Source organism: Nesterenkonia sp. DZ6 (genome assembly GCF_022565835.1).
GTDB lineage: Bacteria > Actinomycetota > Actinomycetes > Actinomycetales > Micrococcaceae > Nesterenkonia.
In genome coordinates, this window is sequence record NZ_JAJOYW010000002.1 from 246,472 (window position 1) to 265,370 (window position 18,899).

Consider the following 18,899-nt stretch of genomic DNA (forward strand, 5'->3'; position numbering starts at 1 on the left):
TTGTTTTCACATTGAGATCACTTTTTTGGCGCATCCAATCACCGCGACCCATCCCCTCGGGTGGTCCGCGACACGCCGAACACCGGCAGGGGCCTGCTGTGAGTCGGACGAAACCTGTTGCATACACAGGTAAACACAGATAAAGTGTGTCTAAACCCACACAAAAGTGGTCTGGGTCACTGAAAAGGAGCTCAGCATGACGTTGCTCGCCCCCGAGCGGCACGAGCGGATTCTCGACCGATTGCGCCTCACCGGCACGATCACGGTCCAGGAGATCGCCCGCGACCTGAAAGTGACCAGAGAGACCGTCCGCCGCGACCTGGACCTGCTTGAGACCGCAGGCTCATTGCAGCGGGTCCACGGCGGCGCCGTCGTCAGCTCCGCACCCTCCCGGCGCGAGACCTCGCTGCGTCAGCGGCAGAGCGAGCACTCGCAGCAGAAGCGCGTGATCGCCCGTGAGGCGATGAGCTTCGTGCCCTCCTCCCCCGATGCCTCCGTGCTGCTCGACGCCGGAACCAGCACTGAGGCGCTCGCCGAGCTGCTCGGCGCCGGCGAGGAGCAGCGCCACACCCGGTTCGTGACCACCAGCTCGGTCCCGATCGCGCAGAAGCTCGCCGAGGTCAGCTCCTTGGACGTGGAGGTGCTCGGCGGCAAGGTCCGCGGGATCACCGGCACCGTGGTGGGGGCGCAGGCCGTGGCCACCCTGTCTCGCCGCCAGGCCGATGTGGCGTTCATCGGCACCAATGGGGTGGATGCGGGCTTCGGTCTGTCCACCCCAGACACCGCTGAGGCCGCGGTGAAGTCGGGCCTGGTCCACGCCGCGCGCCAGGTGGTCCTGCTGGCAGATTCCAGCAAGCTCGGTCAACGCACCCTCGTACAGTTCGCAACCCTTGAGGAGATCGATGTGCTGATCACCGATGCCGCACCGCACCCTGAGCTGGCCCACGCGCTGGACGAGGCCGACGTCCGAGTGATCGTGGCGGTCGCCCCATGATCGTGACCTTCACTCCCAATCCGAGTCTGGACAAGACGCTCGAGCTCGACGCCCCGCTGCGCACCGGCGCGGTCCAGCGCGCGATCGGCCACACCGCCGAACCCGGCGGCAAGGGCGTCAACATCTCCCGGGCGCTCACCGCCGCCGGCACCCGGTCACTGGCGGTGCTTCCCGGTGACCCCGGGGATCCGGTGCTGCTCGCCCTGCAGGAGCTCGGCGTGGAGGCCCGGGCGCTGCCGCTGGGCGCACCGCTGCGCACCAACACCGCGATCACCGACCCACAGGGGGTCACCACCAAGATCAACGAACCGGGACCGGCGTTCGACGCCGCCCTCACCGGGGCCCTGCTGCAGCTGCTGCTTCAGGCCTCGGAGGGCGCCTCCTGGGTGGCGCTGGCCGGGTCGCTCCCGCCCGGAGTCCCGGTGGACTTCTACGCCCAGGCCATCACCGCGCTGCGGCGGACCTTCGGGGAACAGACGCCGAAGATCGCGCTGGACACCTCAGGGGAGCCGATGGCCGCCGCTCTGCCCGCGGCGCCAGACCTGATCAAGCCCAATGCCGAGGAGCTGCTCGAGCTGCACGCCGCCTTCACCGGTTCGGCCGCAACCGATCCTGACACGGCTCAGCGTCTGGCGGATGAGCTCGAGACCGACCCCGCCCGTGCCGTGCAGCTCGCCACCGAGCTGCAGCACCACGGAGCACGCGCCGCACTGGTCACCCTGGGCGCCCATGGCGCAGTGTTCATCCCTCACCTGAAGACCGCGCCGAGCGACGGCGAGCCCGCCGCGCTGCGCGCCTGGGGCCCGGCGATCGTGCCGCGTTCCACCGTGGGAGCCGGTGATGCCTCGCTCGCGGGGTTCATCGCCGCAGCCCAGTCCGGCGCCTCGGAGACCGATTCACTCAAGCACGCCATGGCCATGGGACGAGCCGCGGCGGAACTGCCCGGCTCCATCATGCCGACGCCGCAGCACCTCAGCACCTCAGCACTCAGCACCGAAGCACTCAGCACCGAACACCTCACCCTCAATCCAAGCACGACCACTACCGTGAATGTGGAGACATCATGAATACGATCATCACGCCGGGGCTGGTGAGCCTCGACAAGCTCACCGCCGGCAACAAGCGCGAGGTTATCGATGCCCTCGCCGGACTCGTCGGCTCTGCCGGACGCAGTGCCGCCGCAGCTGAGCTCGCCGCCGACGTCTGGGCTCGCGAGGAGACCTCCGAGACCGGCATGCCTGGTGGCATCGCCATCCCGCACTGCCGCACCGGTGCCGTCACCGAGGCCACGCTGGCCTTCGCCCGCCTGGCCCAGCCGGTGGACTTCGGCTCCACCGACGGCCCGGCGGACCTGGTCTTCATGATCGCCGCCCCCGACGGCGCGGACCAGGCTCACCTGAAGATCCTCTCCGCGCTGGCGACCTCGCTGATCAACGACGAGTTCCTCGCGGATCTGCGCAGCGCCGAGACCGAGCAGCGCGTGGTCGACCTGGTCGCCGAGGCGGTCCAGCCGGCCCCGGTCACCGCCAACGCCGGCAGCCGCGGCTCCGGTGCACCCGCAGGGGACGGTGAAGGCACCAGCCAGACCGCGACGACGGTCGGTCGCCTCGTCGCCGTCACCGCATGCCCCACCGGCATCGCCCACACCTACATGGCAGCCGACTCGCTGAAGAAGGCCGCCAAGGAAGCAGGCGTGGAGATCCAGGTGGAGACCCAGGGCTCCTCCGGCGCGACCCCGCTGGGAGCCGAGACCATCGCCGCCGCGGACGCCGTCATCTTCGCCACCGACGTCGACGTCCGCGATCGGCACCGCTTCGCCGGCAAGCCGGTCATCACCTCGCGGGTCAAGCGCGGCATCGATGAGCCGGACAAGATGATCGCCGAGGCGCTGGCCGCGGCGAAGGACCCGGACGCGACCGTCGTCGCCTCCGGCGGGTCCGGAGACTCCGATGGCAGCACCGCTGCCAGTGGGGAGCGCGAAGGCTTCGGCCGCGCCACCCAGCGGGTCCTGATGACCGGCGTCAGCTACATGATCCCCTTCGTGGCCGCCGGCGGCCTGTTGATCGCGCTGGGGTTCCTGCTCGGCGGCTACAACATCACCGAGGTCGCCGAAGACGTGGCGCTGGGGAACTCCTTGTGGAACCTTCCCACCCCTGACCAGCTGCCCGAGGAGTTCCTCGGATTCGGCGCATTGGGCGGATACCTCGGCGCGGTGTTCTTCACCATCGGCGGGGCGGCCATGGGCTTCCTGGTTCCCGCGCTGGCCGGCTACATCGCGTTCGGCATGGCCGATCGCCCCGGCATCGCCCCCGGCTTCACCGCCGGCGCGATCGCGCTGACCATGGACGCTGGATTCATCGGTGGCATCGTCGGCGGTGTCCTCGCCGGTGCGGTGGCCCTGTGGTTCCGCAGGCTCAGCGTGCCGCGCTGGCTGGCCGGCCTGATGCCCGTGGTGATCATTCCGCTGGTGGCCTCGCTGGTCGCCGGCGGCCTGATGCTGCTGGTGCTCGGCGGTCCCATCGCCGCACTGACCTCCGGCCTGGAGAACTGGCTCTCCGGGATGACCGGCTCCGCCGCCATCGTCCTGGGCATCGTGCTGGGTCTGATGATGTGCTTCGACCTCGGCGGACCGGTCAACAAGGTCGCCTACTCCTTCGCCGTGGCCGGCCTCTCGGCAGCAGTCGCCGAGGGCAACACCGGACCGCTGATGATCATGGCCACGGTCATGGCCGCCGGCATGGTCCCGCCGCTGGGCATGGCGTTCGCCACGTTCATCGACGCTCGCCTGTTCAGCGCCGCCGAGCGGGAGAACGGCAAGACCGCCGTGCTGCTCGGCGCGGCGTTCATCTCCGAGGGCGCCATCCCGTTCGCCGCGGCTGACCCGCTGCGGGTGCTGCCGGCCTCGATGGTCGGCGGCGCCGTGACCGGCGCGATGACCATGGCCTTCGGGGTCACCTCCTATGCGCCCCACGGCGGCATCTTCGTGCCGTTCGCCATCGAGAGCTTCTGGCTCTTCCTGCTCTCCGTGATGGTCGGCGCCGTCGTCACCGCGCTGACGGTGATCGCGCTGAAGCGCTGGGTGCGGAAGAGTGTAACCTCTGCTGCATGATTGAACGCACTGCGGTGATCGCCGCGGCGGCCGGGCTCCACGCCCGGCCTGCCGCGGCCTTCGCGTCTGCAGCTGCGGGACAGCCGGTCTCCGTGGAGATCGCGAAGGCCGCCGAGCCAGGGATGTCCGCACAGGCGGACAGCCTGCTGGGCGTGATGAGCCTCGATGTGGCACACGGGGATCAGGTGGTCCTGCGAGCCCACGGCGAGGGCGCGGAGCAGGCACTGGAGACGCTGGTGCAGCTGCTGGAGGAGGCAGACTGATCCGACCGGCAGGCTGACTCAGCCGGCGGTGAAGAAGTCCGTGAGCTCGGCGTCGCGGCCGTCGAGCTCGGCCCAGGGCTTGTGCACCTGGAACCGGGCGAGCCCGGCAGGCGGCCAGGAACCGGCCATCTGGATCACCGGGTCCTCCTGGGAGCGCGCCGAGGCCAGGTCCATGCTGAGCTCCTGGACTCCCGGCATGTGGGCGACCACCAGCAGCGTGCGCACCGTCTCGGGCACCTCGTTGATGATCGAGAGCATCGAGCGCGGCGCCGCGAGGTAGAGCCGCGAGTCCAGGTACGGCGTCGGAGCCTTCTCACCCAGCTCATGATTGACCCAGATGCAGGTCTGCCGGGTGCGCATCGAGTCCGAGCAGACCGTGTTGTCCGGCAGGTTCCCCGAACTCACCAGCCAGCGCCCGACGGCACGCGCCTGTTCCTGCCCGTGACGGGTCAGGGTGCGGCCGTGGTCGTCCCCTGAGAAGGAATGCCCGGATTCACCGTGGCGCAGGATCAGCAGTTCAGGCATCCAGGACTCAGATCGAGTATTCGGGGGCTGCCCAGACGGTGACCTCAGGGTGCTCGTAGAAGCGGTAGCCCTGTCCGCGGACCGTGCGCACCGTATTGGCAAGGCGCCCCAGCTTGGAGCGCAGCCGGCGGATGTGCACGTCGATGGTGCGCTCGTTGGGCATCTGGTCCGGGTCCACGTTGCGCCACAGGGTCTTGAGCAGCTCCTCGCGTCCCACGGTGCGAGATCCGTTGTCCACCAGGTAGTTCAGCAGCTCGAACTCCTTGAAGGTCAGATTCAGACCCTCGCCGTCGAGGCGGACCTCCCGACGGGACAGGTCGATCAGCACGCCGGAGCTGGTGGGCGCCGGCGGGGTGCTGATGGGGACCTCGACGCCGCGGTGGGTGACGGTGGGATCGCCCAGCGCCTGCCGCACGACCTCCAGATCGCTGCCCTCGTGGGCCGCCGACGCCAAGGCCATGGCGATGTGCACCTGCGCATCGGCGGCGATGTGCTCCACGTAGTCGCGCAGCTCGGTGGCGATCTTGTGCAGCGAGGTCCCGGCCGCACTGGCGGCATCCTCGTCGAGGCCGACGTAGACGACGAAGCCGCGGGTCACGATATCGGGCTGGACCATCTGCGGCCCTCCACCGTTCTGGGCGACCACCGGCACGGGTGCGGTGCGCGGATGCGCGCCGCTGGTTTCGTCGCTGGCGTTGGCAGCGCGGATTCGGCGGGCCATCTCGGCACGGCGAGCGGCGTTGCGCACCGAGACATGGACGTAGCCGGGATTCTGTGGCTGACTCAGGTGTGCGGACATTGGTGGCAACTCCCCCGCTGCAGGTGGACGGTGGTATCCATTACAGGGTGTCCGTCACATTTGGAATCCGCAAGTAACAAAAGGGGCGATCTTCCACATAATGAGATGGAGTGACCTTTTTGTGACCGGGATCACACTATTTCAACGGATGGGGGCGTTGACCGGCTTCGCCTCACATGCAACAGGCCTGCGGGCGGCGTCGCCAGCAGGGGGTGCTGGGCCTACTGAGCGAGGCCGTAGAGGCGGTCGCCGGCGTCGCCGAGACCGGGCACGATGTAGGACTTCTCGTTGAGCTTCTCGTCGATGGCGGCGAGGTAGAGCTCCACCTCGATGTCGCCCACCTTTTCGCGCAGCCGCTCGATCCCCTCGGGGGCCGCCAGCAGGCAGATGCAGGTGATCTTCGCGGCGTTGGCCTTCTTCAGGAAACGGATGGCCTCGGCGAGGGTGCCGCCGGTGGCGAGCATCGGGTCCAGCACGAAGACGTGGCGCCCGGTGAGGTCTTCCGGAAGCCGCTCGGCGTAGGTGATGATGTCCAGGGTCTCTTCGTTCCGGGCCATCCCGAGGAATCCGACCTCTGCGGTGGGGACCATGGCGGTCATCCCATCCAGCATCCCCAGTCCGGCGCGCAGGATCGGGACCACCAGGGGCTTGGGGTCCGCCAGCTGGGTGCCGGTCATCGTGGCCACCGGGGTCTGGATCTCCACCGACTCGGTGGCGATGGAACCACTGGCCTCATAGGAGAGCAGCATGACCAGCTCGCGAGTCAGTTCGCGGAACTGGTTCGAAGCGGTCTCCACCCGTCGCAGCTGGGTGAGTTTATGGGAGATCAGTGGGTGTTCCACAACCTGTACGCGCATAGTGTCAAAACTACCAGCACGCCCGCGGGAGCCGGCCGTCGGTGCCCGCAGCGGCAGCCACCCCTTCGGGGGTCAGCGTTCGAGCAGCCGCTGCAGTCTTCATGGTCGCCCTGATCATCGCCACGGGGCTCTGCATCCGCGTCTCTCGCGGCGGGAACCGCGCCGATCGATCTGACCGAGGTCCCGCGAGTCGAGCACCGCTGGCATCGGCCCCATAGGCTGGTGCTGTGACCGAGAACATCCCGCCCAAGCCACAAGCGGCCCCCGCTGAGTCCATTGATTCTTCAGCGTGGTCCCCACGGGCGCGGGCCGATCAGGAGAAGGCCATCGGGCGCTGTCTGGAGCTGGCTTCCGAGGCGACCTCCTCCGCGGACGTGCCGGTGGGCGCCGTCGTCTTCTCCGCTGCCGGTGAGGTGCTCGGCGAGGGCTTCAACACCCGAGAGCGCGACGACGACCCGGCCGGTCATGCGGAGATCACCGCCCTGCGGGCCGCCGCGGCGAGTCTGGGGAGCTGGCGGCTGGACGGCTGCGTGCTCGCGGTGACCCTGGAGCCGTGCCCGATGTGCGCCGGAGCGATCTATCAGTCTCGGATCGGGCACGTGATCTTCGGCGCCTGGGATGAGAAGGCCGGGGCTGCGGGATCGGTGTTCGACATTCTGCGCGAGCCCCGGCTGAACCACTGGGTGGAGGTCCATCCTGGGGTGCGCGCCGAGGAGTGCGCCGACCAGCTGCGCGCGTTCTTCGAGCAGTTCCGCAGATAGGCTTGCGGTCGTGTCCACACTTTCCTCACCGCAGCTCTCCGCGCCCTCGCCCGAGCGGCTGGCCCATGCGCAGTCGCTCTTCGCAGTCACCCCCGACTTCCCCGAACCAGGCATCCTCTTCCAGGACATCTCCCCCGTGCTTGCGGATCCGGCCGCGCTGCGCACGGTGGCCGAGGGCCTGCTGGCCCCCTTCGCCGGGAGCTTCGACATGGTCGCCGGGATCGAGGCCCGCGGGTTCACCCTGGCAGGGATGATCGCCGCGCTGACCGGCACCGGATTCATGCCCATCCGCAAGGCAGGGAAGCTGCCGGCACCTGCCGGGCGGGTTGAGTACACGCTGGAGTACGGCACCGCGGTGATCGAGGCTCCCGATGTGCTCAAGCCCGAGCACCGGGTGCTGATCGTCGATGACGTGCTGGCCACCGGCGGCACCCTGGCAGCGACCCGGGAGCTGATCGGCCAGCTTGACTGTCAGGTGGCCGGCGCCGCCGTCGTCTTGGAGATCGGAGGGCTTGGCGGACGCCTGCTCTGCGGCGAGGTGCACGCCCTGTTCCAGGGCTGAGCTGACCTGTTGAGACCGTGCCCGCCGTGGGTGCTTTTGGGTGAGCGCGAGATGTTTGCGTATACTCAACGGGCCTGGTGACGTGTCCGAGCGGCCGAAGGTGCAGCACTCGAAATGCTGTGTGCGGTTACCCCGCACCGTGGGTTCAAATCCCACCGTCACCGCCGACCGAGAGCCCCGCTGATCTGCAGTCATGCAGCCGGCGGGGTTTTCTGCACCCCCAGCGTCCTCAAGGTGCTTCTGCGGCCTGGCGGCACCGCCGAAGCGCCGGTAGAACGGGTAGAGGCCGGCAGGACGTGGTCTTCGATTCTGTGGCCGCGATACGTATCCTGGAAGTTATGCCTCGGCGAGTGGATGACTATCGGGGACTCACGCAGAAGAGTCGACTGCGACTGCTCCATGCGGTCCAGCGGGTCCCCGGCCGCAGGCTGCAGGAGCTCGCTGAGGAAGCCTGCGTCCCAGTCAGCACTGCACGAGACCATCTGCGCGTGCTCGAGGACGAGGGACTGATCGCGAGCGCCCCCGTGGACACCGGCCGTCGAGGCCGCCCGCCGCACGGGTACTCCCCCGTCCAGCGGATCGAACACAGCCAGGCGGCCGAACGACGAGCAGCTGCAGCCAGAGCGCGGGGCGACCTGCTTCGCGACCTCGCCCCTGAACTCGACCACAGCGACTCACTCGGGACGAAAGCGGTGCACCAGCTCGATGCCCTGTACGAGCATCTGGAGGATGCCGGCATGGAGCCTGAGCTTGACGAACAGGAACTCACAGTCGGGCTGCTGCCCTGCCTCTATGAGGAGATGATCGACGAAGAGCGGCCGCTCGTCTGCTCTGTGCACGCGAAGCTCGTCCGGGACCAGCTCGCGCAGGTCTCCGGCCCACTGGAGCTGCGCCGTCTGCATCCCTTCCTCAGTCCGAAACGATGTGTGATCGTGCTTGCTCTCAAAGGGGAAGCGGCCCGCTCCACTCAGCCCGGCGGTCTTGACGGCGACTGCGACGATGCAGCACTCGAGCAGGGCGCGGTGCGGGCAAAGCGCACACTGGATCATTCGGCCGATGAGAGCCTTGGAGATGCAGCGTGCTGTGACCACACCCCACCCGCCTCCGGGGGAGGCTATGCGGGCTGCTGTGCCCAGAGGTCCGGGCCGAACACCTCGTAGTGGATGTTCTCGCTCGGCACGCCCTGGTCGATCAGCGAGCGCCGCGCGCTCTGCATGAAGGGCAGCGGTCCACACATGAACACCTGCGCCTCCTCGGGAAGCTCCACGTCGGAGAGGTTCATGAATCCCGACTTTGCCGGATGCAGGGTCGGCGCGATCTCCGCGTCCTTCTCGTACCAGTTCTGGGCACGAGCATCCGGCATCGCAAGCACCTGCCGACGGAGTCCGTCGTAGAGCGCGTGGTGCGCATGCGACTTGTCGGCGTGGAAGAGCCGGACCGTGCGCTCCGGCTGCCGACGCGAGAGGTCTTCCATGATGGCCGCCACCGGGGTGATGCCGATTCCCGCAGAGACCAGCACCAGCGGAACATCGGTCTCATCGAGCACCACGTCGCCCGCGGGCTGTGACACATCGAGGATCGTGCCCGGCTGGGCGTTCTCGTACAGCCAGCCCGAGACCTGCCCGTCGGGCATCCCGTCGACGCCACGGACCCGCTTGATCGTCACGCGCAGGGAATCGCCGCGCGGACCCGATGAGATCGTGTACTGCCGCGGCTGACGCAGCCCGTCCGGAAGATCCACAGCGATCGCGACATACTGTCCCGTCCGATGCGCTGGCACCTGGCCGTCCACCGGGGCAAGCAGCAGAGAGAACACCTCTCCGGACTCCTCGAAACGCTCCACGACCCGATATCTGCCCCATGGGTGATCAGGATCTGTGCCGCCCTCGGCGTAGAGCTTGCCCTCTTCAGCGATCAGGGCCGTAGCGAAGAGCCAATAGACCTCGTCCCATGCGGACGCGACCTCGGCGGTGATCGCGTCACCGAGCACCTTCTTCACCGCAGCGAGCAGGTACCGGCCGACGACCAGATACTCGGACGCCTGGATGCCGAGTGAGACATGCTTATGGGCGATGCGCCGCATCACCGGCGTGAAGTCCGGCGCGTCGGGGTCGATCAGATGCACCGCGAACGCCACGACCGACGCCGCGAGCGCCTTCGGCTGCTCACCGATCGCCTGGTTCGCCCGGTTGAACACGTTGAACAGCTCGGGGTGGGCCTCGAACATGTCCGCGTAGAAGAGCGTGCTGATGGCTTCGGCATGCTCGGCGACGACGCCCGCAGTCTGCTCGACGACGTCGGTGGACTCTGGAGACAGTCTCATCGGGTGGCCTCTCTCTGGTTCTTCGCCACCAGGAACCGGGTGGACTCTTCGATGGTCTCGCACTGCCTCCTCGTGGCGTAGGCGGTTTCACCGCGTTTATTCATCGGCCTTGCCTGCAGGCGCGTCTCGGCATCTATCACCCCACGGGCACCTACTGTGGTGCGGGAGCCGCGCTCTCCGCACGGGTCTCTCGCCCGCACCAGATGAGGTTCAATCGATGTCGCAGCGCTTCCCGGGGCAATACCCCCTGCCCAGCAACCCTCCTGGCGTGGGTGCAGAGAAGCTCACGGCCTGGCAGAAGTTCCAGCGCTGGCCGATCATCCTCCGCATTGCGACCATCGGCTGTGGCGGATTCATCGCGCTGTTCGTTCTGCTGATGATCATCGGCCTCGTCGCATTCATGGTGAACCCCAACGAGGTTGAAGAACGCGCCGCCGCGACGGAGGAGCAGGAGCTCGTCGTCGAGGAGTCTGAGGACCCTGCGGAACCTGAGGAGACCGACGAGCCTTCGGAGGAGCCCTCCAAGTCCGAGACGCCCTCGACATCTCCGACTCCGACCCCAAGTCCGACGCCGACTCCGACGCCCACCCCCACCGCTGATCCGAACGAGCACACCGCCGTCGTCGTGCGCATCATCGACGGAGACACCGTGGAGCTGGACTCCGGGGACACTGTCAGGGTGAGCGGGATTGACACTCCTGAACGTGGCGAGTGCCATTTCGACACCGCATCCACCCGGATGAGCGAGCTGGTGCTGGGCAGGACCGTCACACTGACCCGCGATGGTGAGGACACCGATCGCTATGACCGAATCCTGCGCTACGTGGACGTCGGAGGGACCGACGCGGGCAAGACCCTGATCGAGGAGGGCCTCGCGGTCGCCCGGTATGACTCCCGGGACGGCTATGGCTTCCACACCCGGGAACCGGGTTACATCGCGGCCGACGACGGCGCCCCGCTGCAGACCTGCGCCCCCGAGCCCGCCCCGGTTCCACCGTCCGGCCAGCAGGGCGGAAACTGCGATCCCAACTACACGCCCTGCATCCCGGTCTACCCGCCGGACATCAACTGTGGCGATCTGGACTTCCCGGTCCGAGTCATCGGTGCCGACCCGCATGGTCTGGACGGCGATGGCGACGGTTATGGATGCGAGGCCAACGGCTGAGGCGCTATCGTGCTGTCATGGCGAAAAGCTCCAGGTCCAGCGAGTATGAACGCGTGGAACACTTCACCGCTGATCCATCCACCGTCGAGTGGGCCTCCAGCGGCAAGTTCTGGACCAGCTGGCAGAGTGCGGTCGCGATCATGGGCATCCCGCTCATCGCCTGGATGTACCTCGCGCCGTCTGACCTCCAGCTGAGCCCCGGCTGGTATCTGGTCTCTTGGCTTGCGATCTTCGTGGTCGCCACCGCGGCAGGCCGCATCCGCCGCCGCTTCTGAAACATCATGAAGCCTGAGGGAAGTCAGACCCTGGGAACTTCCAAGACCTGAGCGTCAGCCTCGACGCATCGGCACGTGGGGAATCCCGTCTTCCAGGAACTGCTCCCCGGACCGGACGAAGCCGAAGGCCTCATACCAGCCCTGCAGCGGCGCCTGAGCGTCGAGCACGACCTGCGATTCAGCTGACTGCCCGGCGCAGAACTCCAGCGCGCGCTTCATCAGCTCACGGGCCACCCCGGTCCCGCGCGCGTCAGGGGCCGCCACCACACGCCCGATCCGGAAGCCCGCCAGCTCGTGGAGGATCCGCAGCGTGGCGGTGGGTGCGGCGGCGTCGTCTCCGGACTCCTCGCCCGAGGTGCCGTTGACCGCCCAGAACATCACCGCACCGGGCTCCAGGTCTCGACCGTCGAGCTCCGGGTACGGGCACTGCTGCTCGACCACGAAGGCATCGGTGCGCAGCTTCAGGATGAGGTAGAGCGAGACGGGATCCATCTGGGCCACGGGGGCAGCGTGAAACTGAGCAGGCATGGGCTCCATCCTAGGCTTGCCGGTAGTCTCAGACCCATGAGCATCACTGCCCTGGCCATCGGCAAGAAGCATGAGAAGTGGGCCGCGGAGGGGATCGAGCGCTACACCAGGCGGCTCCGCAAGCCGTATGACCTGGACTGGAAGCTGCTTCCGCATTCCTCCCGCGAGCACGATGCAGCCCGCCAGGAGGAGTCCGAACGGATCCTCGCCGCGCTGAAGACCAAGGATCACGTCATCCTGCTCGATGAGCGCGGCAAGAACATCAGCTCGACGGGCCTGGCCGAGCATCTCCAGGCCAGCTTCGACAATGGGCAGCACGTCGTGGTGATCATCGGCGGGGCCTATGGTGTCACCGATGAGCTGCAGCACCGCGCCGACTTCGTCTGGTCGCTCTCCAAGCTCGTCTTCCCGCACCAGCTGGTCCGGATGCTGCTCGCCGAGCAGGTCTACCGCGCCCAGGAGATCTCCGGAGGGCGGGCGTATCACCATGTCTGAGCGGTCTGCACCCGCCGCGGAGCCTTCCCCCGAACCCGCGGCGGCCGCAGCCTCGGAGACCACCCGACCCGTTGTCGGCATCCTCGGGGCCGGCCGAGCCGGCACCGCCTTCGCCCGGGCCCTGCTGCGCGCCGGGGTCGCTGTGGACATCGCCTCCACCCGCCCGCCCCGAGCGCTGCAGCATCACCTCAAGATCTACGCCCCCGGTGCAGTCCCGGTGGTAGGTGCGGACATCGCCGCGCGTGCCCGGGATTCCAGCGGGCTCGTCATCCTCGCGGTCCCGCAGGAGGAGCTCGATGAGGTGGACCCGGACTGGGTGGTCGGCACCGTGCTGATCGACGCGACCAACACCTGGCAGGACGAGCTGCTCCCGGGCTGGCTGCAGGCCGCGGTGGATGAACAGCTGCCGACCTCCATGGCACTGGCCGGACGGTTCGGCTCCGCGCGGGTGATCAAGGCGCTGAACCACATCGCCCACGCCGATATCGACGACGCCGCCCGGCCCGCCGCCGAGCTGTCCCAGCGCCGAGCGCTCGCCGTCGCCGGAGATGACGACGCCGCCCGCGGACTGGTCATGGGACTGCTGGACCGCATCGGTTTCGATCCGGTCTCCCTCGGCGCGCTGGCCGCGGGACGGATCATGGAGCCCGACGGGCCGCTGTTCAACCGCCCGCTGCGCCGCGAGGACATCCTGCGCTTCGCCCGCTGAGCCGCTGGCCGTGGCGATGAAGATCACCCGGTGCGGCGGGTGAAGACCAGGTGCATGTAGTCGATCAGATCCGCCTCGAGGAACTGCCGCAGCGTGGCCACCCCGCCGCCGATCCGCACGTCAAGGCCTCCGGCGAGATCGCGCGCGTGATCCAGTGCGGAGACCGGGTCGGTATCCATGAAATGGAAGGTCGTGCCGCCTGCCATCTCGAGCATCGGCCGCGGGTGGTGGGTCAGCACCACCACGGGGGTGTGGAAGACCGGGTCATCGCCCCACCAGCCCTTCCATTCCTCATCCGCCCATGGGCCGCGCTGCGGGCCGAACTTGTGTCGTCCCATGATCTCCACGCCGATGCTTCGCCCCCACCGGCTCGCGAACGCCTCATCGACACCGCGGGACCCCTCGGTCTTGCCATGTAAGCCCATCTCACGGAAGGTCCGGGTTTCGAACGCCCACTCCATCAACCGCGGCGTCTGACGGATCGTCGACGTTTCGCGTCAGGATGACGACTCCGGCGAGCGCGCATTCCACCTCATCCCGCCCGATTCATGAGGGGTGAGATGCGTCTATGGATGTCCGTGGCGGCCTCTAGAGTAAGACCATGACCGCCCTGGAACCTTTCACCGAGCCGACCCGGCGCTGGTTCCAAGCATCCTTCGGTGCACCCACCGCCGCGCAGGCTGGCGCCTGGGCTGCCGTGGCGCAGGGCAAGAACGCGCTTGTGGTCGCGCCCACCGGCTCGGGCAAGACGCTCTCGGCCTTCCTCTGGTCGATCGACCAGCTCTTCGCCGCACCCACCGCGGGCACCTCGGTGCTCTACATCTCGCCTCTGAAGGCGCTCGGCGTGGACATCGAACGCAACCTGCGCAGCCCGCTGGTCGGGATCGCGCACACCGCCCGCCGCCTCGCCGCCGAGGGCGCCGCGGACGAGCCGCCGGAGATCACCGTCGGGGTGCGCACCGGCGACTCCACGCCCAAGGAGCGTCGGGACCTGGTTCGGAAGCCCCCGCAGATCCTGATCACCACCCCAGAATCGCTCTACCTGATGCTCACCTCCCAGGCCCGGAGCACGCTGACCGGGATCAAGACCGTGATCATCGATGAGGTCCACGCCCTGGCCGGCACCAAGCGCGGCGCCCATCTGGCGGTCTCGCTGGAGCGGCTGAACAACCTGCTGGCAGCCCCGGCCCAGCGGATCGGGCTCTCCGCCACGGTGGAACCCCGCGAGGAGGTGGCCCGCTTCCTGGGCGGCTCGGCGACGGTGGAGATCGTCGCACCGAAGTCGGAGAAGAAATGGGACATCACCGTCTCGGTCCCGGTGGAGGACCTGGCCTCCCCCAACACCGCCCCGCCCGAGAGCGCGACCCCGTTCGCCGCCGCCTCGAACGGCAGCGGAGACCCCGACGCCGCGGCCGGCATCCCTGCGCGCACTCCTGCAATCGACTTCCCGCCCGACGACGCGCTGCTCAGCGACCAGCCGCTGCAGCCCAGCATCTGGCCGCACGTGGAGCACCGGGTCGTGGATCTGGTCACCGAGAACCGCTCCACCATCGTGTTCGTGAACTCTCGTCGGCTCGCGGAGAAGCTCACCGGGCGGATCAACGAGATCTGGTCCGAACGCCAGGCGCCCACCGCTCAGAACACCGACGACGCCGCCGCATCCGCCCCCGGGGATGACGGGGACGCGGGCGAGCCCGCACCGCTGGCCCGTTCACACCACGGCTCGGTCTCGAAGGAACAGCGCAAGCTCACCGAAGAGGCGCTGAAATCAGGCCAGCTGCGCTGTGTGGTCGCCACCTCCTCCCTCGAGCTCGGCATCGACATGGGCGCCGTGGACCTGGTCGTCCAGGTGGAGGCCCCCTTCGCGGTCTCCGCCGGGCTCCAGCGCATCGGCCGGGCCGGGCACCAGGTGGGTGAGGTCTCGGTCGGCTGGTTCTTCCCCAAGCACCGCGGGGACCTGGTGAGCACCGCCGTGATCGTCGAGCGGATGCTCGCCGGGCAGATCGAGGCCCTGCACATCCCGCGCAACCCGCTGGACATCCTTGCCCAGCAGACGGTGGCCGCCGCCGCGATGGACCCGCTGGATGTGGAGTCCTGGTTCGAGACGCTGCGCCGCAGCGCCCCCTTCGCCACGCTGCCGCGCTCGGCCTATGAGGCCACCCTGGACCTGCTCGCCGGCAAATACCCCTCCGACCGGTTCGCCGAGCTGCGCCCCCGAGTGATCTGGGACCGCGACGCGGGCACGATCAGCGGGCGCCCCGGCGCACAGCGGATCGCGGTCACCTCCGGCGGCACCATTCCCGACCGCGGGCTCTTCGGGGTCTACCTCGCCGGCGGAGAAGACTCCGGATCGGCCCGCTCCGGCGGCCGCCGGGTCGGTGAGCTCGATGAAGAGATGGTCTACGAGTCCCGGGTCGGCGACGTCTTCGCGCTGGGCGCCACCAGCTGGCGGATCCAGGAGATCACCTTCGACCGGGTGCTCGTCGTCCCGGCCTTCGGGCAGCCCGCCTCGCTGCCCTTCTGGCGCGGCGACGGCTTCGGCCGTCCCGCCGAGCTCGGCCGCGCGCTGGGCCGGTTCACCCGGGAGGTCCACGCCGGCGCCGCAGAGCCCACCGCCGAGCGGCTCACCGCGCTGGGCATGGACACCTGGGCGCAGCAGAACCTGCTGCGCTACTTCACCGAACAGCAGGAGGCCGCCGGGGTGCTCCCCAGCGACACCACCCTGGTGGTGGAACAGACCAAGGACGAGCTCGGTGACTGGCGGATCGTGCTGCTCTCGCCCTACGGACTGCAGGTCCACGCCCCCTGGGCGCTGGCGGTCGGTGAACGCCTGCACGACCGGTTCGGCCTGGACGGCTCGGCCATGGCCAGCGACGACGGGATCGTGCTGCGCGTCCCGATGATGGACGAAGACCCGCCCGGCGCGGAGCTCTTCGTCTTCGACCCCGACGAGCTTGAGGATCTGGTCACCGGCCAGGTCAGCTCCTCTGCGCTGTTCGCCGGCCGGTTCCGCGAGGCAGCCGCCCGGGCCCTGCTGCTGCCCAAGCAGAACCCCGGACAGCGCACTCCGCTGTGGCAGCAGCGCCAACGATCCTCCCAGCTGCTGGAGGTCGCCTCGGGCTACCCTGACTTCCCGGTGATCATGGAGGCCATGCGGGAGGTCCTGCAGGACGTCTACGACATGCCGGCCCTGCTGGAGCTGCTGCGCAGCATCACCCAGCGCAGGCTCAAGATCGTGGAGACGACCACCTCGAAGCCCTCCCCCTTCGCCCAGTCCATCCTCTTCGGCTACATCGCGCAGTTCCTCTACGAGGGGGACTCCCCGCTGGCCGAACGCCGGGCCGCCGCGCTCTCGGTGGACCCGGCCCTGCTGGGTGAGCTGCTGGGCCGGGTGGAGCTGCGTGAGTTCCTCGACGCCGCGATCATCGCCGACTCCGAGGCCTACGCCCAGCGGCTGCTCCCCTCCCGGCACCTGCGCGGCGAAGAGGGCGTCGCGGACCTGCTGCGCCTGCTCGGCCCGCTGACCGAAGAGCAGCTCGCCGCCCGGCTCGAAGACGGTGAGCCCGCGAAGCACCATGCCGAGGCCCTGGTCTCGAATCAGCGCGCCTTCCGGGTGATGTGGCGCACCGGCACCTCTCCAGAGTCCGGCGCCGACGGCGAGCAGGATCAGGTTGAGGAGCGCTACGCCGCGATCGAGGACGCCTCACGGCTGCGCGACGGTCTGGGCACGCCCATCCCGGTCGGCATCCCCTACGCCTTCCTGGACCCGGTCGAGGATCCGCTCGGCGATCTCGTCGGGCGCTATGCCCGCACCCACGGACCCTTCCTGGTGGAGGAGGCGGCGGCCGAGCTGGGACTCAGCCGCGCCGTCGTCGTGGACACGCTGACCCGGCTGGTGCGCGAGCACCGGGTGGTGGAGGGACTGTTCCGACCCGACCGGGTGATCCCCGCCGATGCCCGGCCCGGCACGGTGGAGTACTGCGATGCCGAGATGCTGCGCAGGATCCGACGCCGCTCCCTGGCCGCCCTGCGCGCCCAGGTGGAGCCGGTGCCCACCCCCGCCTACGCCCAGTTCCTGCTCGAATGGCAGGGCATCACCGCGGCCCGCGGGAAAGGCTCCTCCTCCTCGGGGGTCTCCGCCGTGGCGGAATCGCTGGCCCAGCTCTCCGGTGCAGCCGCGCCGGCCAGCGCCTGGGAGTCCTATATCCTCCCGGCGCGGATCCACGACTACCGGCCGGAGATGCTCGACGAGCTGCTCTCCGCCGGGGAGTTCCTCGCCGTGGGCAAGGGGGCGCTGAGCGGGCATGACGGCTGGCTGGCCTTCTACCCGCGGGAGGACGCCGAGACGCTGCTGAACCAGCCGGGCAGCACCGGGCTGGGCGGCAACGGAGAAGACTTCACCCCCACCGCGCTGCAGGAGTCGATCCTCGAGATCCTGGCCCGCGGCGGCGCCTGGTTCATCGAGGCGCTGCACGACCAGCTCGACCCCGACCTCACAGGCTCCCGGGAGAGCACCAAGAACGCGCTCTGGGAGCTGTTCTGGGCGGGACGGGTCGCCCCCGACAGCTTCGCCGCGCTGCGCAGATTCATGTCCACCGGGACCACCGCGCACAAGAAGCAGCCCACACCGGCGCGACCGAGGCACTCCTCACGGCGGATGGCGCTGCGCCGGGCCACCGAATCACACCGCACCCGGATCGCCGGGAACGCCGCCTCCGGACCCACCGGCGGCGGCGCGGGCGGCCGCTGGCAGCTCGTCCCGAACGGTTCGGTGGATGCCACCGTCGCCGCGCACACCCGCGCCGAGATCCTGCTGGACCGCTACGGGGTGGTCACCCGCGGCTCGGTGATGTCCGAGCAGCAGTCAGGTCTGGGCGCCTCCGCAAAGGGCGGCTTCGCGGCGGTCTACAAGGTGCTCTCCGCGGCCGAGGACTCCGGGCAGATCCGGCGCGGATACTTCATCGAACAGCTCGGCGCCGCCCAGTTCACCTCCTCGGCGACCATCGATCAGCTGCGCTGGATCTCCGAACGCCTCGAGGACGCCGCCGAACAGGCCGGCGCCGAATCAGGCACCGGGACGCCCAGGGCGGGAGCCTCCGGCTCGAGCACATCGGGCGGCGGGAAGAAGCAGGATGCTGCGGTGGTGCTCGCCGCCACCGACCCGGCGAATCCCTACGGGGCGGCCCTGGACTGGCCGGAGCTGGAGAGCTCCACGCACCGACCTGGACGCAAGGCCGGCGCCGTCGTGGTGCTCTACCGCGGGCGGCTGGTGCTCTACATGGAGCGCGGAGGCCGCACCCTGCTGCTCTTCACCGAGGACGAATCCACCATGGACCTGATCTCCCGGGCGCTGGTGCCGGCCCTGCGCGCGGCCAAGACCGGACGGATCGCGGTGGAACGGGTCAACGGAGACCGGATCCTGACCCACCCGCTGGGACAGCTGCTGCGCGACGCCGGCTTCAACTCCTCGCCCTCCGGGCTGAGATTCGCGCCATGATCGCCGCACCGGATCACTGCCATGACGCCTCACCCGC

18 protein-coding genes and 1 tRNA gene are annotated in these 18,899 nt (G+C 68.9%); 13 read left to right on the forward strand and 6 right to left on the reverse strand.

The features are described 5' to 3' along the window. The first annotated feature begins 196 nt into the window (after window positions 1-196). From LTH93_RS06765 to LTH93_RS06780, 4 genes are read left to right on the forward strand one after another with little or no spacing between them, the layout of a single operon-like run. Window positions 197-994, forward strand: a complete 798-nt coding sequence (locus tag LTH93_RS06765) for a DeoR/GlpR family DNA-binding transcription regulator (protein WP_241465256.1) — start codon at window positions 197-199, stop codon at window positions 992-994. Then, window positions 991-2,061, forward strand: coding sequence for a 1-phosphofructokinase family hexose kinase (locus tag LTH93_RS06770; RefSeq protein WP_241470509.1), 1,071 nt, complete (start codon window positions 991-993; stop codon window positions 2,059-2,061). Before LTH93_RS06765 ends, LTH93_RS06770 begins: the two co-directional genes overlap by 4 nt. Beyond that, a complete protein-coding gene (locus tag LTH93_RS06775; RefSeq protein ID WP_241465258.1) occupies window positions 2,058-4,103 on the forward strand; it encodes a PTS fructose transporter subunit IIABC in 2,046 nt (681 codons plus the stop codon). Before LTH93_RS06770 ends, LTH93_RS06775 begins: the two co-directional genes overlap by 4 nt. After that, entirely contained in the window at window positions 4,100-4,366 is a 267-nt protein-coding gene (locus LTH93_RS06780) for an HPr family phosphocarrier protein (RefSeq protein ID WP_241465259.1), read from the forward strand. The genes LTH93_RS06775 and LTH93_RS06780 overlap by 4 nt, the downstream gene beginning before the upstream one ends. Window positions 4,367-4,384: 18 nt before the next feature. Here the strand turns inward: LTH93_RS06780 and LTH93_RS06785 are convergent, their stop codons facing one another. The 3 genes from LTH93_RS06785 to upp form a co-directional block, all read right to left on the reverse strand. After that, on the reverse strand, window positions 4,385-4,891 hold the full coding sequence (locus LTH93_RS06785) for a SixA phosphatase family protein (RefSeq protein ID WP_241465260.1): 507 nt from the start codon (window positions 4,889-4,891) through the stop codon (window positions 4,385-4,387). A gap of 7 nt (window positions 4,892-4,898) precedes the next feature. Then, complete coding sequence (locus LTH93_RS06790) at window positions 4,899-5,690, reverse strand: winged helix-turn-helix domain-containing protein (protein WP_241465261.1); 792 nt, start codon at window positions 5,688-5,690, stop codon at window positions 4,899-4,901. Between the two features lie 221 nt (window positions 5,691-5,911). Next, window positions 5,912-6,547 (reverse strand): uracil phosphoribosyltransferase, encoded by a 636-nt coding sequence (gene upp / locus LTH93_RS06795; protein ID WP_241465262.1) that lies wholly within the window; start codon window positions 6,545-6,547, stop codon window positions 5,912-5,914. 275 nt (window positions 6,548-6,822) lie between these two features. On the opposite strand from upp, the gene tadA reads away from it, so the two are divergent. From tadA to LTH93_RS06815, 4 genes are all read left to right on the forward strand, one after another. Beyond that, window positions 6,823-7,308: a tRNA adenosine(34) deaminase TadA gene (gene tadA / locus LTH93_RS06800; protein WP_342357732.1), complete on the forward strand. Its 486-nt coding sequence runs from the start codon at window positions 6,823-6,825 to the stop codon at window positions 7,306-7,308. Between the two features lie 10 nt (window positions 7,309-7,318). After that, the gene (locus LTH93_RS06805) at window positions 7,319-7,870 is read left to right on the forward strand and encodes an adenine phosphoribosyltransferase (RefSeq protein WP_241470510.1); all 552 of its coding nucleotides are present in this window, start codon (window positions 7,319-7,321) and stop codon (window positions 7,868-7,870) included. Between the two features lie 76 nt (window positions 7,871-7,946). Then, a tRNA-Ser gene (locus LTH93_RS06810) sits at window positions 7,947-8,034 on the forward strand. Window positions 8,035-8,208: 174 nt separating this feature from the next. Then, the gene (locus LTH93_RS06815) at window positions 8,209-9,030 is read left to right on the forward strand and encodes a helix-turn-helix domain-containing protein (RefSeq protein WP_255727366.1); all 822 of its coding nucleotides are present in this window, start codon (window positions 8,209-8,211) and stop codon (window positions 9,028-9,030) included. Here LTH93_RS06815 and LTH93_RS06820 read toward each other — a convergent pair. Then, window positions 8,985-10,193, reverse strand: a complete 1,209-nt coding sequence (locus LTH93_RS06820) for a globin domain-containing protein (RefSeq protein WP_241470512.1) — start codon at window positions 10,191-10,193, stop codon at window positions 8,985-8,987. The genes LTH93_RS06815 and LTH93_RS06820 overlap by 46 nt on opposite strands. 268 nt (window positions 10,194-10,461) lie before the next feature. Between LTH93_RS06820 and LTH93_RS06825 the strand changes: the two genes are divergently transcribed. Both LTH93_RS06825 and LTH93_RS06830 read left to right on the forward strand, forming a co-directional pair. After that, window positions 10,462-11,358, forward strand: coding sequence for a thermonuclease family protein (locus LTH93_RS06825; RefSeq protein ID WP_241470513.1), 897 nt, complete (start codon window positions 10,462-10,464; stop codon window positions 11,356-11,358). A 17-nt stretch (window positions 11,359-11,375) separates the two neighbouring features. After that, complete coding sequence (locus LTH93_RS06830) at window positions 11,376-11,633, forward strand: hypothetical protein (RefSeq protein ID WP_241470514.1); 258 nt, start codon at window positions 11,376-11,378, stop codon at window positions 11,631-11,633. A 54-nt stretch (window positions 11,634-11,687) separates the two neighbouring features. Here the strand turns inward: LTH93_RS06830 and LTH93_RS06835 are convergent, their stop codons facing one another. Continuing rightward, window positions 11,688-12,161: a GNAT family N-acetyltransferase gene (locus tag LTH93_RS06835; RefSeq protein WP_241470515.1), complete on the reverse strand. Its 474-nt coding sequence runs from the start codon at window positions 12,159-12,161 to the stop codon at window positions 11,688-11,690. Between the two features lie 36 nt (window positions 12,162-12,197). Here LTH93_RS06835 and LTH93_RS06840 point away from each other — a divergent pair, with 36 nt between their 5' ends. Then, window positions 12,198-12,656, forward strand: a complete 459-nt coding sequence (locus LTH93_RS06840) for a 23S rRNA (pseudouridine(1915)-N(3))-methyltransferase RlmH (protein WP_241465269.1) — start codon at window positions 12,198-12,200, stop codon at window positions 12,654-12,656. After that, window positions 12,649-13,365 carry an NADPH-dependent F420 reductase gene (locus LTH93_RS06845; protein ID WP_241470516.1) on the forward strand — a complete coding sequence of 239 codons (717 nt, stop codon included), beginning with the start codon at window positions 12,649-12,651 and terminating at the stop codon, window positions 13,363-13,365. Before LTH93_RS06840 ends, LTH93_RS06845 begins: the two co-directional genes overlap by 8 nt. 23 nt (window positions 13,366-13,388) lie before the next feature. On the opposite strand, the gene LTH93_RS06850 is transcribed toward LTH93_RS06845, so the two are convergent. Further along, a complete protein-coding gene (locus LTH93_RS06850; RefSeq protein ID WP_370642707.1) occupies window positions 13,389-13,826 on the reverse strand; it encodes a dihydrofolate reductase family protein in 438 nt (145 codons plus the stop codon). Window positions 13,827-13,966: 140 nt separating this feature from the next. On the opposite strand from LTH93_RS06850, the gene LTH93_RS06855 reads away from it, so the two are divergent. Beyond that, complete coding sequence (locus LTH93_RS06855; RefSeq protein WP_241470517.1) at window positions 13,967-18,862, forward strand: DNA glycosylase AlkZ-like family protein; 4,896 nt, start codon at window positions 13,967-13,969, stop codon at window positions 18,860-18,862. Window positions 18,863-18,899 lie beyond the last annotated feature (37 nt).

Bases quoted from the DNA above. Each gene is read 5' to 3' on its own strand.
- LTH93_RS06765 (WP_241465256.1), top strand. From the start codon at position 197: ATGACGTTGCTCGCCCCCGAGCGGCACGAGCGGATTCTCGACCGATTG.
- LTH93_RS06770 (WP_241470509.1), top strand. From the start codon at position 991: ATGATCGTGACCTTCACTCCCAATCCGAGTCTGGACAAGACGCTCGAG.
- LTH93_RS06775 (WP_241465258.1), top strand. From the start codon at position 2,058: ATGAATACGATCATCACGCCGGGGCTGGTGAGCCTCGACAAGCTCACC.
- LTH93_RS06780 (WP_241465259.1), top strand. From the start codon at position 4,100: ATGATTGAACGCACTGCGGTGATCGCCGCGGCGGCCGGGCTCCACGCC.
- LTH93_RS06785 (WP_241465260.1), bottom strand. From the start codon at position 4,891: ATGCCTGAACTGCTGATCCTGCGCCACGGTGAATCCGGGCATTCCTTC.
- LTH93_RS06790 (WP_241465261.1), bottom strand. From the start codon at position 5,690: ATGTCCGCACACCTGAGTCAGCCACAGAATCCCGGCTACGTCCATGTC.
- upp (WP_241465262.1), bottom strand. From the start codon at position 6,547: ATGCGCGTACAGGTTGTGGAACACCCACTGATCTCCCATAAACTCACC.
- LTH93_RS06815 (WP_255727366.1), top strand. From the start codon at position 8,209: ATGCCTCGGCGAGTGGATGACTATCGGGGACTCACGCAGAAGAGTCGA.
- LTH93_RS06820 (WP_241470512.1), bottom strand. From the start codon at position 10,193: ATGAGACTGTCTCCAGAGTCCACCGACGTCGTCGAGCAGACTGCGGGC.
- LTH93_RS06830 (WP_241470514.1), top strand. From the start codon at position 11,376: ATGGCGAAAAGCTCCAGGTCCAGCGAGTATGAACGCGTGGAACACTTC.
- LTH93_RS06835 (WP_241470515.1), bottom strand. From the start codon at position 12,161: ATGCCTGCTCAGTTTCACGCTGCCCCCGTGGCCCAGATGGATCCCGTC.
- LTH93_RS06840 (WP_241465269.1), top strand. From the start codon at position 12,198: ATGAGCATCACTGCCCTGGCCATCGGCAAGAAGCATGAGAAGTGGGCC.
- LTH93_RS06845 (WP_241470516.1), top strand. From the start codon at position 12,649: ATGTCTGAGCGGTCTGCACCCGCCGCGGAGCCTTCCCCCGAACCCGCG.
- LTH93_RS06850 (WP_370642707.1), bottom strand. From the start codon at position 13,826: ATGGAGTGGGCGTTCGAAACCCGGACCTTCCGTGAGATGGGCTTACAT.
- LTH93_RS06855 (WP_241470517.1), top strand. From the start codon at position 13,967: ATGACCGCCCTGGAACCTTTCACCGAGCCGACCCGGCGCTGGTTCCAA.